The 13,542-nt window shown below is 62.6% G+C and carries 12 protein-coding genes; 2 read left to right on the forward strand and 10 right to left on the reverse strand.

The genetic code is table 11. The features are described from left to right. Positions 1–98: 98 nt before the first annotated feature. The 5 genes from NCS58_RS12165 to edd all read right to left on the reverse strand — a co-directional run bounded on the left by NCS58_RS12165 (position 99) and on the right by edd (position 5,305). Positions 99–596 carry a gluconokinase gene (locus NCS58_RS12165; protein WP_061121301.1) on the reverse strand — a complete coding sequence of 166 codons (498 nt, stop codon included), beginning with the start codon at positions 594–596 and terminating at the stop codon, positions 99–101. 10 nt (positions 597–606) lie between these two features. Further along, the gene (locus tag NCS58_RS12170) at positions 607–1,971 is read right to left on the reverse strand and encodes a GntP family permease (RefSeq protein ID WP_061121302.1); all 1,365 of its coding nucleotides are present in this window, start codon (positions 1,969–1,971) and stop codon (positions 607–609) included. A 111-nt stretch (positions 1,972–2,082) separates the two neighbouring features. Continuing rightward, positions 2,083–2,379: a DUF2827 family protein gene (locus NCS58_RS12175; protein WP_250538515.1), complete on the reverse strand. Its 297-nt coding sequence runs from the start codon at positions 2,377–2,379 to the stop codon at positions 2,083–2,085. Between the two features lie 253 nt (positions 2,380–2,632). Beyond that, positions 2,633–3,265: a bifunctional 4-hydroxy-2-oxoglutarate aldolase/2-dehydro-3-deoxy-phosphogluconate aldolase gene (gene eda, locus NCS58_RS12180; RefSeq protein WP_061121303.1), complete on the reverse strand. Its 633-nt coding sequence runs from the start codon at positions 3,263–3,265 to the stop codon at positions 2,633–2,635. 87 nt (positions 3,266–3,352) lie between these two features. Next, complete coding sequence (gene edd, locus NCS58_RS12185) at positions 3,353–5,305, reverse strand: phosphogluconate dehydratase (protein WP_250477074.1); 1,953 nt, start codon at positions 5,303–5,305, stop codon at positions 3,353–3,355. A gap of 287 nt (positions 5,306–5,592) precedes the next feature. Here edd and NCS58_RS12190 point away from each other — a divergent pair, with 287 nt between their 5' ends. Together NCS58_RS12190 and NCS58_RS12195 are read left to right on the forward strand one after the other, a co-directional pair. Then, on the forward strand, positions 5,593–6,432 hold the full coding sequence (locus NCS58_RS12190; RefSeq protein ID WP_061121305.1) for a MurR/RpiR family transcriptional regulator: 840 nt from the start codon (positions 5,593–5,595) through the stop codon (positions 6,430–6,432). Between the two features lie 557 nt (positions 6,433–6,989). After that, a complete protein-coding gene (locus NCS58_RS12195) occupies positions 6,990–7,304 on the forward strand; it encodes a hypothetical protein (RefSeq protein ID WP_250538516.1) in 315 nt (104 codons plus the stop codon). Here the strand turns inward: NCS58_RS12195 and NCS58_RS12200 are convergent. The 5 genes from NCS58_RS12200 to leuS form a co-directional block, all read right to left on the reverse strand. After that, entirely contained in the window at positions 7,291–7,707 is a 417-nt protein-coding gene (locus NCS58_RS12200) for a CopD family protein (protein ID WP_061121308.1), read from the reverse strand. The two genes, NCS58_RS12195 and NCS58_RS12200, sit on opposite strands and share 14 nt — an antisense overlap. Positions 7,708–7,729: 22 nt before the next feature. After that, positions 7,730–9,001 (reverse strand): glutamate-5-semialdehyde dehydrogenase, encoded by a 1,272-nt coding sequence (locus NCS58_RS12205; RefSeq protein WP_250490310.1) that lies wholly within the window; start codon positions 8,999–9,001, stop codon positions 7,730–7,732. 108 nt (positions 9,002–9,109) lie between these two features. After that, positions 9,110–10,201: a DNA polymerase III subunit delta gene (holA, locus tag NCS58_RS12210; RefSeq protein ID WP_061121310.1), complete on the reverse strand. Its 1,092-nt coding sequence runs from the start codon at positions 10,199–10,201 to the stop codon at positions 9,110–9,112. A gap of 22 nt (positions 10,202–10,223) precedes the next feature. Beyond that, positions 10,224–10,826, reverse strand: coding sequence for an LPS assembly lipoprotein LptE (gene lptE, locus NCS58_RS12215; RefSeq protein WP_250538517.1), 603 nt, complete (start codon positions 10,824–10,826; stop codon positions 10,224–10,226). Beyond that, complete coding sequence (leuS, locus tag NCS58_RS12220; RefSeq protein ID WP_250538518.1) at positions 10,826–13,420, reverse strand: leucine--tRNA ligase; 2,595 nt, start codon at positions 13,418–13,420, stop codon at positions 10,826–10,828. The genes lptE and leuS overlap by 1 nt, the downstream gene beginning before the upstream one ends. Positions 13,421–13,542 lie beyond the last annotated feature (122 nt).

The following is a 13,542-nucleotide window of genomic DNA, read 5'->3' on the forward strand; positions in this document are numbered from 1 at the left end:
GGCTGAGTCCTGTAATGTACAGAACTCAGCCCTCACGGCCTTAGCCCAAACCTGTCCAACTTTGCGGGGTCAGTTCAAAACTTCCGGGGCTTTTTTTGTCATTTACGCGTCTTCAATTTTTCAAGCACGTTATCGACGATCTGCTCGGGCGTCAGCTCGATGCTTTCCGTGATCGCCTCCTCTTCGCCCGGTTCTTCCAGCGTGTCCAGCTGGCTCTGCAACAGCGACGGATCGAAGAAGTGTCCAGTGCGCGAGCCCAGACGCTCGCGAAGCACTTCCATCGTGCCGTGCAGATAGACGAAGCACACGTCGCGGTCGCCGTCGCGCAGGATGTCGCGATACGAGCGTTTCAGCGACGAGCACGTAAAGACCGCCGTCTCGCCGGCGCGCTGCTTTTCCTCGATCGCGGCACGAATGGTCTTCAGCCACGGCCAGCGGTCCTCGTCGGTCAGAGGAATGCCTTTGTGCATCTTCTCCTTGTTCGCGGCGCTGTGGAACGCGTCGCCGTCGGTGAAGGTGCAGTGCAGCCGCTCCGCCAGCATTTCGCCGATCAGTGACTTGCCGGCGCCCGACACGCCCATCGCGATCAGAATCATCGAAGTCTCCTTACACGACCGTCGCAAGCGCGAAGGTCAAACCGAGTCCCATCAAGGAAATGATGGTTTCGAGCAGCGACCAGGTCTTGAACGTTTGTCCGACCGTCATCCCGAAATACTCTTTGATCAGCCAGAAGCCGCCATCGTTCACATGCGAGAAGATCAGCGAGCCCGAGCCGGTGGCGAGCACCAGCAATTCGGGGCTCGTATGCCCACCCGCCGCGGCCGCGATCGGCGCGACGATGCCGCACGCAGTCGTCATCGCGACCGTTGCCGAGCCTGTCGCAAGACGAATCAGCGCAGCGACGAACCAGCCGAGCAAGAGCGGCGACAGGCTTGCCTGCGATGCCGTCGCGACGATTTGCTGGGAGATGCCGCTGTCGCGCAGAACCTGGCCGAAACCGCCACCGGCGCCGACGATCAGCGTAATGCCCGCGATCGGCGCAAGACATTCGCCGCAGAACTTCTGAATCTGGTCGCGGTTGAAGCCCTGCTTGGCGCCGAAGGTCCAAAAGCTGACCAGCACGGCGATCAGAAGCGCCATATCCGACTGGCCGATAAAGCGCAGCAAATCGTTCGGCAACGTCTTCGGCGCGAAGACCAGATCTGCCCAGCTTCCGATCAGCATCAGAATGACCGGCAGCAAGATGGTGAACAGCGTGATGCCGAAGCTCGGCAGATCGCGGTTTTTCTCGGTGTCACCATGCTTTTGAGTGAACTGGTCGGCGAGCGCGTTGGCATCCGGCAGCTTGATGTACTTGTGGATCATTAGCGCGAACAACGGACCCGCGACGATCGCCGTCGGCACGCCGACGAGCAGTCCGTAAGCTATCGTCTTGCCGATATCCGCGTGATAGGCCTGCACAGCAAGCAGCGCAGCCGGGTGCGGCGGAATCAGACCGTGCACGACCGAGAGGCCCGCGACCATGGGCAGGCCGATCAGCAGCAGCGATTTGCCAGTGCGTCTCGCGACGTTGAACGCGATCGGAATCAGCAGCACGAAGCCCACTTCGAAGAACACCGGCAAGCCGACGATGATCGCAACAACCATCATCGCCCAGTGGATATTCTTTTCGCCGAACAGATTGATCAGCGTATTGGCGATGCGCTCGGCGCCGCCCGATTCGGCCATCATCTTGCCGAGCATCGTGCCAAGACCGACGACGACGGCAATGTGGCCGAGCGTGTTGCCGTTGCCGGTTTCGAACGACTTCACGATTTTGTCCATCGGCATGCCGACCGCAAGGGCCAGCAATACCGACACGATCATGAGAACGAGGAACGGGTAAACCTTGTAGCGGGCGATCATCAGGATCAGAACCGCGATTGCGATCACCGCGTAGAGCAGCAACATGCTCCCGTGGACGGCTGGCATAACGCCTCCTTGATTTTGTTGAGGTTTGCGCTATGTATGCGTTTGCCGTCGCTGCACTGCACACAGGGGCAATGTCCGGCAAGCGCACACAGGGCGCTGGGCACCGGAATTTTACTTGTAAGCGACGCGTTTGGCCGGGGAATTGCTGTTGAGGGAAACGTGAATAAGCCGCACGTTTTGCACGCTCGAAGCGCAGGCTAATTCAAACGCAAAAAAGCGACGTTCGATTGAGCCGCCCGTCACCACGTAGGGCGACTTCACGCGCGGCGAGCGCATCAGCACCGTAACGAGATATAGACAACTCTGGAAAATGCCGTTTTCGCAGAGCGATTGCTCCCAGTGCCGGATGTGGATCCAAACGCCGACGTTGATGCGCTCCGGCATGCGGGATTTGTTTTGTTTGTTCATACGCCGACCTCGTGCTTGCTTCCCTGGCAAAGATTGATCGACCGGTTTGCGAAAGCATTCAGGTTTGCCTGATTGAACAGATTCACTGCGCCGATGACGCGCTGCGCGCGGCCGCGGTAATCGCTTCGATCCAGGCATGCGCAAGCCGCCGTACAAGCAGGGGATGTGGAGTAAGGTCGCGCACGGAACGCACAAACAAAAAAAAGCGCGCACGACCGTTCACACGGTCGCGACGTTCCCTTTGATGAAAAGCTTATTTATGCGGCGCCAGCTCGCTCGCGGCACGTGCGAGACGCGTGACTTCTTCCCAATTCTGCGCGGCAAGCGCAGCCTTCGGCGTCAGCCAGGAACCGCCAACGCACACCACATTCGGCTGCGCCAGAAAATTGGACGCCGTTTCAGCCGTGATGCCGCCCGTCGGACAGAACTTCAGATTTGGGAACGGTCCATAGAACGCCTGCAGCATTGGAATGCCGCCCGCCTGTTGCGCCGGGAAAAACTTGACGATCTCGTAGCCCAGCTCCATCGCGGCGATGATGTCGCTCGGCGTCATGACACCCGGCAGCAGCGGCAACCCTGCGTCCTGCGCGGCCTTGTGCATGTCTTTCGTGAGACCCGGCGACACGCCGAATTGCGCGCCCGCCTTTTTCGCTTGCGCGCAATGCTCGGGCTTCGTGATGGTGCCCACCCCGACGACGATATCGTCCGCCAATTGGCTGGCGCGCTCGATCGCGCCGATGCCCGCCGCCGTACGCAACGTGATCTCGAGCACTTTCACACCGCCCGCGTGCAGCGCGCGCGACACATGTTCACCTTGTTCCACAGAATCGAACGCAAGCACCGGAATCACCGGTCCCAGACGCACGATTTCGCTCACCGTTTTCATTGATGCAACTCCTGGTTTATGTGCGGCGCCATTTTGCCGACCGCAAGTTCTCGGGAAGTTCGGGCCGTTCGCCCGTCGTTACGATGTTCAATGATGCGTCGCGTGCGCCTTGTTCAGCGCCGATGCCGCGGCGCGCGCGTTGTCGTGAAGCGCATTTCTCTCATGCGACGACACCGCGTCTTTCGCCTGCCCGTCATGCGCGGCGTCCGCGCCAATCAGCGCGCCGAACACGGATGCGCCCTCTTCCGCCGGCAACGCCGCGCTACGGAATACGCCGAACAGTTCGCGTCCGAATCCTGCTTCGTTATCCGCCTGATACAGCGGCGCCTGGACTTCCCGCGAGGCCCACTCGTTCGCGTCGATCTCGATGTCCAGCACGCCAGCAGGCGCGTCGATCACGAGCGTGTCGCCGGTGCGCACCTTGCCGAGCGGACCCTGCAGCAGCGCTTCCGGTGAGACGTGAATGACCGCCGGCACCTTGCCCGATGCGCCCGACATGCGCCCGTCCGTAACCAGCGCGACATGGAAGCCTTGATCCTGCAACACGCCGAGCAACGGCGTCAAACGATGCAACTCGGGCATGCCGTTCGCCCGCGCCCCCTGAAAGCGCACCACGGCGACGAAATCGCGCTTCAACTCGCCTTTGTCGAACGCTTCCTGCACTTCCTCTTGCGAATTGAACACGATGGCCGGCGCCTTCACGACACGATGCTCCGGCGCGACCGCCGAAATCTTGATGACGCCGCGCCCGAGCTTGCCCTGCATCAGGCGCAGACCGCCGTCCGGCTGGAACGGCTCGCCGATGCCGCGCAGCACCTTGGTGTCGTGACTTTCCTGCGCGCCGTCGACCCAATGCAGCTTGCCGTCGATGAGCTTCGGCTCCTTCGTATAGTGCGAAAGTCCCTTGCCTGCGACCGTCTGCACGTCCTCATGCAGCAGTCCGCCTTCGAGCAGATTGCGCACGAGGAACGCGACGCCGCCCGCCGCGTGGAAGTGATTCACGTCGGCCTTGCCGTTCGGATAGATCTTCGCGAGCAGCGGCACTACTTGCGACAACTCGTCGAAATCGTTCCAGTCGATCACGATGCCCGCCGCCCGCGCGATCGCCACGAGATGCAGCGTGTGATTGGTCGAGCCGCCAGTTGCCAGCAGCGCGACGATGCCGTTCACGATTGCCTTTTCGTCGACGACATGGCCGATCGGCGTGTAATTGCCCCGCTCGAGCGTGATATCGAGCACGCGACGCGCGGCTTCCGCCGTGAGCGCGTCGCGCAGAGGCGTGTGCGGATGCACGAACGCCGCGCTCGGCAGATGCAAGCCCATCACTTCCATTAGCATCTGGTTGCTGTTGGCCGTGCCGTAGAACGTGCAGGTGCCGTGGCCGTGATACGCCGCCGACTCCGCTTCCAGCAACGCGGCGCGGTCGCATTTGCCAGTGGCGAATTCCTGCCGCACCTTGGCCTTATCGTCGTTGGTGAGACCGCTCGTCATCGGGCCGGCGGGCACGAAAATGGTCGGCAAATGACCGAACTGCAAGGCGCCGATTGCAAGTCCCGGCACGATCTTGTCGCAGACGCCGAGGCACAGTGCCGCGTCGAACATGTTGTGCGTGAGCGCGACGGCCGTGCTCATCGCGATGACTTCCCGCGAAAAGAGCGACAGTTCCATGCCGGCGTTGCCTTGCGTAATGCCGTCACACATGGCGGGCACGCCGCCCGCGAATTGCGCAATGCCGCCGTGCTCGCGCGCGGCCTGCTTGATGATGTCCGGGAAGCTCTTGTAGGGCGCGTGCGCGGAAAGCATCTCGTTATAAGACGAGACGATGCCGATGTTCGGCTGGCGAATCGACTTGATCGCAATCTTCTCCTCACCTTCGAGGCCGGCGAAACCGTGCGCCAGGTTCGCGCAGGACAGCGCGCCACGCGCCGGGAACAGGCCGTGTGCGGCGTCGATGCGCGCAAGGTACGCCGCGCGCGTCGGCTTGCTGCGCTCGATGATGCGATCGGTGACTTTTTTGAGTTGCGAATGCAGGGAAACCATCGAAGCTCCTTCGTCTCACTCCCGGCGCGCCCGCCGTTGAGGTTGGATTGATCATTGCGGGAGCGGCGTTTGGACTTGTCGTGTAGCCGCGTTTCGAATACTAGTAGAAAAACTACATCAAGACAATGACAAAATAGCGCAGACTTTCGTCTGCAAACGAGCCAAGCGCCTTCCCGTTCAATGCCTCAGGGATTTCCCCGACATTCGACTCCGCATTTATGTAGTATTTGTACAAGCTCCTAATCGGCTATAGTCCCAAGCAATTTTCAGCATAGGCGAGATTTCCGATGTTGCTGTCCCAAGTCGAAGCAAAGCGCGAGCAACTGCGGCCATCCGAGCGCAAGTTGGCCGACTACGTGCTCGAAGCGCCGCGCGAGGTGCTCGATCTGTCGATGACCGACTTCGCGAAGCGCGCCGGTGTCAGCCAGCCGACCATCGCACGGTTTTGCCAGGCGCTCGGCTTTTCGGGCTTCCGGGAGTTCAAGATCCGCCTCGCACAAAGCGTAGCAGCGGACGTTCCCACGGTTTATCGCGACGTGCGCACGGACGAACCGCCCGCGGGCGTCGCCGCCAAGGTGCTCGACCGGACCATCGGCGCGCTGATCGGCGTGCGCAATACGCTGTCTTCAGACAGCGTCGCGGCGGCCATCGCGATTCTCGCCGCAGCGCGTCGTATCGAGTTCTACGGCGCGGGAGGATCGGGCATTGCCGCGCTCGATATGCAGCACAAATTTTTTCGATTAGGCGTACCGTCTGTCGCATACTCCGACCCGCATACGTACACCACTTCCGCAGCGCTGCTCGGCGCGGGCGATGTCGTCGTCGCGATTTCCAACACCGGGCGCACGAGAGACATTCTCGACGCGTGCAAATCGGCGTTAAACGGCGGCGCCAAGGTCATTGCGATCACGCATGGCCATTCGCCGCTCGCGCGCATGGCCACGGTCGGATTGTTCGCGAACGTCAACGAAGACACCGACATTTTTTCGCCAATGACATCGCGCGTGTCACATCTCGCGATCGGCGACATCCTTGCGGTCGGACTCGCACTGGCTCGCGGGCCAGCGCTTGCGGACAAGCTTGCTCAAGCGAAGGACGTGCTCGAAGGGCGGCGGGTGGGCACGTAGGCAGCGAAGGCTGCGTCGCCCTCCAAAGAGCGGCGAACGTTCGCCTACGCTGTTTATCACTCACTCCCTCACCGGGAGCACCCATGAGCAGTTCCTTTTCCGTCGAGCATTTCGAATCCTGCGTCTACGGCGAGAAGCCGGATGAAGCCATTGCGCAGCTTCTGAACTCCACGCGTTGCTCACCGAAAGACCATTCGTGACCTGCTGACTTTAATGGCGCCTTCGGATGCATGTCCACGTCCCGGCATAAACCGGTCGCTCGAGAGTTTTGCGAGTCGCACGGCGACAGCCATCATTGCGCTCGTCGGGCACACCAGGTTCACTCTCACCGATGAGCGGTTCTCGCAACTGGCGGGCTCGCGTTCGCTAATCCAGCATTTGCTCGGCGCCGCGGTTCAGAAGAACGCCGATTATGTCGCCCGCCGGTTCCTTCCCGTCATTGCAGAAGATGGAACGGTTCAATTGCCGGTTCGGATTCGACAAGACGGCTCAGGATTCCATGCAACGCGGAATCGCGCCTGCCGCTGGATTATTTTGCGTGCATTCGCGCGGATGCCGTGCCCGCGCTGAATCTTGCCATTGCGAACGCCGGTGAAATATCTTCCGGCAGTGCCGACGCGCATCGCAATCGCGAAGCGCTCCCCGACTGGCTCGACAAGGCGCTTGGCGATCAGAGCGATCTCCCCGACATCCAAGTCAATTGTTCGCGTTGTACATGCATTGCACCCATGCCGAAATGGAGCATCGGCACGCGATCAAACGAAGCATCAACAAACTCGTGCGCAGGACGCTCGCGAGCAGTCTTCGGCGAAATGGTGCTCGATCTGGTGAACAAGCAAAAAGCCGGGCACGCGTCCGTCAGAACGGCTTGATCACCACGAGCAAGGTCGCGCCGAGCAGCCCAAGCACCGGCAGTTCGTTGAACATTCGATACCACTTGTCCGAGCGCCTGTTTTCGCCGCGTTGAAACGTGTGCAGCAGGCGCCCGCAATACGCGTGATAGGCGATGAGCAGAACGACGATCGTCAGCTTCGCGTGCAGCCAGCCCTGTCCCGCGCCGATCCCGACGACGAGCCACAGCCACAGCCCGCACGCGAGCGCCGGCACCGCGATGAACGTCATGAACCGAAACAGCTTGCGCGCCATCAGCAACAGACGCGCGCTCGCGGCGGGATCCGTTTCCATCGCGAGGTTCACGAAAATGCGCGGCAGATAGAAAAGCCCCGCGAACCACGAAGCGACCAGCACGATATGCAGCGATTTGATCCAGAGCATCGTTCTTCTTGTTCGAGCCTGCTTATTGACGGACTTCGCCGCGGCCGAGCACCACGTACTTGAGCGATGTCAGCCCTTCGAGCCCGACAGGACCGCGCGCATGCAGCTTGTCGTTCGAAATGCCGATTTCCGCGCCGAGGCCGAATTCGAAGCCATCGGCGAAGCGTGTGGACGCGTTCACCATCACGCTCGCCGAATCCACTTCGCGCAGGAAACGCATCGCGCGGTCGTGATCTTCGGTGACGATCGCGTCGGTGTGATGCGAGCCGTAGGTGTTGATGTGGTCGATGGCTTCATCGAGCCCGTCGACGATCTTGATCGCCAGCACCGGCGCGAGATATTCCGTGCTCCAGTCTTCGTCGGTCGCATCGACGAGGCCGCCGATCTTCGCCGCTTCGAGCACGGCGCGCGCTTGCCCGTCCACGCGCAGTTCGACTTCTTTCGCCTGATACGCGCGCGCGAGTTGCGGCAAGGCCTGCTGAGCGATGCCGCGCGCGACGAGCAGCGTTTCCATCGTGTTGCAGGTGCCGTAACGATGTGTCTTCGCGTTGTCGCAAATGACTGCCGCCTTGTCGAGATCCGCGCGATCGTCCACATACACATGGCAGATGCCGTCGAGGTGCTTGATCATCGGCACGCGCGATTCTTCCATCAACCGCGCAATCAGGCTCTTGCCGCCGCGCGGCACGATCACGTCGACGAATTCGGTCATCGTGATGAGCTTGCCGACCGCCGCGCGATCCGCCGTTTCGACGACCTGCACCGCGTCCTGCGGCAAGCCCGCTGCTTCCAGCCCGACGCCAATCAGCTTCGCGAGCGCCGTGTTGCATTCGAGCGCCTCGGAGCCGCCGCGCAAAATGGTGGCGTTGCCGGACTTGAGGCACAGCGCGGCGGCGTCGATCGTGACGTTCGGCCGCGACTCGTAGATGATGCCGATCACGCCGAGCGGCACGCGCATCTGGCCGACCTGGATGCCGCTCGGACGAAACTTCAGCCCGCTGATTTCGCCGATCGGATCGGCCAGCGCGGCGACCTGGCGCAAGCCTTCGACCATCGTGTTGATCGCCTTGTCGGAAAGCGTCAGGCGGTCGATGAACGCCGCATCGTAGCCCTTCTCCCGCGCCCGCACGAGGTCGCGCGCGTTCGCTTCCTTGAGCGCATCGCGCTCGCGTTCGATGGCGTCCGCCACGGCGTTGAGCGCCGCATTTTTCGCCGCCGTCGACGCCCGCGCCATTGCGCGCGACGCCGTGCGGGCGCGGCGGCCGAGGTCGGTCATGTATTGATCGATGTTCATCGTGGGTCTCTTCCGTGATCCGCTTTCTCGAGCGCTTCCAAGGCCGAAGCGTCAGTGCCTTCATTCTAAGCCGTTGCACAAATTGCAACAGCGTGTGACCGATGCGTCCTAGCGGCGCGGTCGTGGCGCTGGCGTAGCCTGCGCCGGCGTGCCGCCGTGCGCGACCGCCATCGCGAGTTCGAACATGCCGGCCCACGGATCTGGCGGTGGCTCGCTGCCGCGCGCTCCCGTGCCTCCGGAAAGCCCTTTCACCTGCCGATCCAGCCGCGCCGCGAGCGACAGCGCCTTTTCCAGCGCGTCGTCCGTCACGCGCGAGAGCGCCGGGCCGATGAGCCTTTCGCGCGGCCCCCAGACGCGGTTCTCGCGCATGAGCGTGGCGAGCGGCTTGCCCGCCGCGACGCCGCGCTTGATGCGCAACAGCGTGCGCACTTCCTCGACGAGCGCCCAGAGCACGAGCACGGCGGCCTCGCCTTCGCCCTTCAGTCCGTCGAGCATGCGCGCGAGACGGCCGACATCGCCCGTCAGCATCGCTTCGTTGAGCTTGAACACGTCGTAGCGCGCGACGTTCAGCACAGCGTCGTGGATCTGCTCGAACGTGAGCACGCCCTCGGGATAGAGCAGCCCGAGCTTCTGGATTTCCTGATGCGCGGCGAGCAGATTGCCTTCCACCCGTTCCGCGATGAACGACAGCGCGCGCCGCCCTTCCTCGCCGGGTGCGACGCGCTGCCCTTGCTGCGCGAGCCGCTGGCCGACCCACATCGGCAATTGCGCGCGTTCGACCGGATCGATCTTCAGCGCGACGCCCGCGCCGAGCAACGCTGTGAACCAGCCCGACTTCTGCGTCGCGCTGTCGAGGCGCGGCAGCGTAACGAGCGTCACGACGTCGGGATTATCGGCGCCGGCGATCGCCTTCAGCGCTTCCGCGCCTTCCTTGCCGGGCTTGCCGGTCGGAATGCGCAGTTCGATCAGTTGACGGTCGCCGAAGAGCGACATCGACTGGGTTGCGCCGATGAGCGCGCTCCAGTCGAAACCGCGCTCGACAGTGAATACCGTGCGGTCGGTGAAGCCGCCCGCGCGCGCGGTGGCCCGGATGCGGTCGCACGCTTCCTGGGCGAGCAGATGCTCGTCGCCGTACACGACGTACAGCCCCTTCAGGCCTTTCGCGAGGTGCGCTTCGAGCGCGTCGAGCTTCAGTTGCATGATGCTGGCGAGCGTCCGCGTTTCAGAGCGGCGGCACCGGCAGCGGCGCGCGCGGCGCGACGCCCGGTGTCTGCTCGCCCGGCGCCGGATGCAGCGAACGCACTGTCGCGAGACGACGGGTCAACTGGTCCACGGCGTCGTTGCGCATGTCGTTGTAAAGCAGCGTGGATTCCTGGCTTTTCGCAAGCGTGTATTGATCGCTATAGGTCATCGAACGATTCAATATGATTGCGCTCGGCGGAATCAGCAGCGTGCCATCCGCGCCCATCAGCGAATAGTTCACGTTGTAGACAAGCTCGTATTCCTGCACAACACCCTGCGCATTCAAGCTCAGCGTGCGCAACCCCTGACCCTCGGACAAATTGAGCGTCGCGTCGGGCTTCTCGTAAGGCTTGACGATCACCGTGTCGCTGCCACCCTGAACCATGCGCTCGAGGCGCGCGACCATCTGCGGCGTGCCGCCTGTGATCGCGAGCCGCTTGAACGCATAGTCCTGCTGGCCGCGCAGTTGGAAGCCGCATGCGGACAGCGCGGCCGCGCCGCCCACGAGCGCGAGGAACGAACGCCTGCTTACGCCTTTCTCGACGGCTTTCCGGGTCACATCGACTCCCTTGGTTTTGCGCATCAGACGACCACGTTGACGAGACGCCCCGGCACCACGATCACCTTCTTCGGCGCGCGGCCTTCCGAGAACTTCGCGAACATTTCGTGCGCGATCGCGGCCTTTTCGATGGCTTCACGCGATGCATCCTTCGCGACCGTCAACGCGCCGCGCACCTTGCCGTTCACTTGCAGCACGAGCTCGATTTCGGATTGCTCGAGCGCGGCTTCGTCGACCTTCGGCCAGGGCGCATCGAGCAGCGGGCCGAATTCCTTCTCGTAGCCGAGCTCCGACCACAACTGGAACGTGACGTGCGGCACGACCGGATACAGCACGCGCAAGAGCACGCCGAAGGTTTCGTTCAGCACGCCGACGCCCGCGTTCTTCGCGCCTTCGACCGCGTTGAGCATTTTCATCGCCGCGGAAACCACCGTGTTGTACTGCAGGCGGCCGTAGTCGAAATCGGCCTGCTTGAGCACGGTGTAGATTTCACGGCGCAGCGTTTTGTCCGCGTCGCTGAGCGTCGATGCGTCGAGCTTCGCGTGCTGGCGCAGCGCCTCGGCGTTGTCGTGAGCGAAATGCCACACGCGGCGCAGGAAGCGGCTCGCGCCTTCCACGCCCGCGCCCGACCATTCGAGCGACTGCTCCGGCGGCGCCGCGAACATCACGAAGAGGCGCGCGGTGTCCGCGCCGTACTGATCGATCAGCGTCTGCGGATCGACGCCGTTGTTCTTCGACTTCGACATCTTCTCGACGCCGCCGAGCACGACCGGCTGACCGTCAGCGTTCAGCGTCGCGCCGGTCGGACGGCCCTTGTCATCGTGTTCGACGGTGACTTCGAGCGGGTTGTACCAGGTCTTCTTGCCGGCCGCGTCTTCGCGATAGAACGTCTCGTTCAGCACCATGCCCTGCGTGAGCAGGTTCTTCGCGGGCTCGCCGAACTTGATGAGGCCCATGTCGCGCATGACCTTCGTCCAGAAACGCGAATACAGCAGGTGAAGAATCGCGTGCTCGATGCCGCCGATGTACTGGTCCATCGGCATCCAGTAGTCGGTGCGCTCGTCGACCATCGTCTGAGCGTCCGGCGCGCTGTAGCGCGAGAAGTACCAGGACGAATCGACGAAGGTGTCCATCGTGTCGGTTTCACGCTTCGCCGCCGCGCCGCACTTCGGGCACGTGCAGTTCAGGAAGGCTTCCGACTTCGCGAGCGGATTGCCCGAGCCGTCCGGCACGAGGTCTTCCGGCAGCACGACGGGCAGATCTTTTTCCGGCACCGGCACGTCGCCGCAGCTCGGACAGTGGATGATCGGAATCGGCGTGCCCCAGTAGCGCTGGCGCGAGATGCCCCAGTCGCGCAGACGCCAGGTGATCTGCTTGTCGCCGAGGTCCTTCGCCTTGAGGTCGGCGGCGATCGCGTCGATCGCTTCCTCGGTCGTCATGCCGTCGTACTTGCCGCTGTTGATGAGACGGCCCGCGGTCTTGTCGCCGTACCACTCTTGCCATGCGTCGGTCGAATAGGTCTTGCCAGCGACTTCGATCACCTGATTGATGGGCAGGCCGTACTTCTTCGCAAACGCGAAATCGCGTTCATCATGCGCGGGCACACCCATCACCGCGCCTTCGCCGTAGGACATCAGCACGTAATTGCCGATCCACACTTCGACCTGCGCGCCCGTCAACGGATGCGTGACGAAGAAGCCAGTGGGCACGCCCTTCTTTTCCATCGTGGCGACATCGGCTTCCGCGACGCCGCCGCGCTTGCATTCGTCGATGAACGCCTGCAAGTCCGCATTGTCGCGCGCGAGGCGCGTGGCGAGCGGGTGCTCCGCCGCGACCGCCGCGAAGGTGACGCCCATGATGGTGTCGGCGCGCGTGGTGAAGACGCGCAGCAGCTTCGCTTCGCCGTCGATTTCATACGGGAAGCCGAAATTCACGCCGAAGCTCTTGCCGATCCAGTTCTGCTGCATGATCTTGACGCGCTCGGGCCAGCCGAGGCCGTCGAGATCGTCGAGCAGTTGATCCGCGTAATCGGTGATGCGCAGGTAGTACATCGGGATTTCGCGCTTTTCGACGAGCGCGCCCGAGCGCCAGCCGCGCCCGTCGATGACCTGCTCGTTCGCGAGCACGGTCTGATCGACCGGATCCCAGTTCACCGTGCCGGTCTTCTTGTACGCGATGCCCTTTTCCAGCATCTTCAGGAACAGCCACTGATTCCACTTGTAGTAATCCGGCGAGCACGTGGCGACTTCGCGCGACCAGTCGATGGCGAGGCCCATCGACTGCATTTGCTTCTTCATGTACGCGATGTTCTCGTACGTCCACTTCGCCGGCGGCACGTTGTTCGCCATCGCCGCGTTCTCGGCGGGCATGCCGAACGCGTCCCAGCCCATCGGCATTAATGTGTTGTGACCGTTCATGCGCAGATAACGGTACATCACGTCGTTGATGGTGTAGTTGCGCACGTGCCCCATGTGCAGCTTGCCCGACGGATACGGCAGCATCGAGACGCAATAGAACTTGGGCTTGGCCGACGTCTCGGTCGTCCGGTAGACGTCGTTCGCGCGCCAGTTGCTCTGCGCGGCGGATTCGACGTCGGCGGGTACGTATTTATCGTGCATGGTGTGGTTGGCTTTCGGCAAATGCTGGGAACGGACTTTGAACCAGCCGCTACCGATATGAGCGACGAGTCCAGGCGCTGCGGCATCGCTGACACGGCGCGGCGTCGGAATTCGGGCCTGCT

Origin of the sequence: Caballeronia sp. INML3B (assembly GCF_023631305.1) — a bacterium.
In the GTDB taxonomy this organism is placed as follows: domain Bacteria; phylum Pseudomonadota; class Gammaproteobacteria; order Burkholderiales; family Burkholderiaceae; genus Caballeronia; species Caballeronia turbans.

Coding starts and splice junctions, on each gene's coding strand:
- lptE (WP_250538517.1), bottom strand. CDS start 10,826: ATGCGCAAAACCAAGGGAGTCGATGTGACCCGGAAAGCCGTCGAGAAA.
- NCS58_RS12200 (WP_061121308.1), bottom strand. CDS start 7,707: ATGCTCTGGATCAAATCGCTGCATATCGTGCTGGTCGCTTCGTGGTTC.
- leuS (WP_250538518.1), bottom strand. CDS start 13,420: ATGCACGATAAATACGTACCCGCCGACGTCGAATCCGCCGCGCAGAGC.
- NCS58_RS12165 (WP_061121301.1), bottom strand. CDS start 596: ATGATTCTGATCGCGATGGGCGTGTCGGGCGCCGGCAAGTCACTGATC.
- NCS58_RS12190 (WP_061121305.1), top strand. CDS start 5,593: ATGTTGCTGTCCCAAGTCGAAGCAAAGCGCGAGCAACTGCGGCCATCC.
- eda (WP_061121303.1), bottom strand. CDS start 3,265: ATGAAAACGGTGAGCGAAATCGTGCGTCTGGGACCGGTGATTCCGGTG.
- NCS58_RS12170 (WP_061121302.1), bottom strand. CDS start 1,971: ATGCCAGCCGTCCACGGGAGCATGTTGCTGCTCTACGCGGTGATCGCA.
- holA (WP_061121310.1), bottom strand. CDS start 10,201: ATGCAACTGAAGCTCGACGCGCTCGAAGCGCACCTCGCGAAAGGCCTG.
- NCS58_RS12205 (WP_250490310.1), bottom strand. CDS start 9,001: ATGAACATCGATCAATACATGACCGACCTCGGCCGCCGCGCCCGCACG.
- NCS58_RS12175 (WP_250538515.1), bottom strand. CDS start 2,379: ATGAACAAACAAAACAAATCCCGCATGCCGGAGCGCATCAACGTCGGC.
- edd (WP_250477074.1), bottom strand. CDS start 5,305: ATGGTTTCCCTGCATTCGCAACTCAAAAAAGTCACCGATCGCATCATC.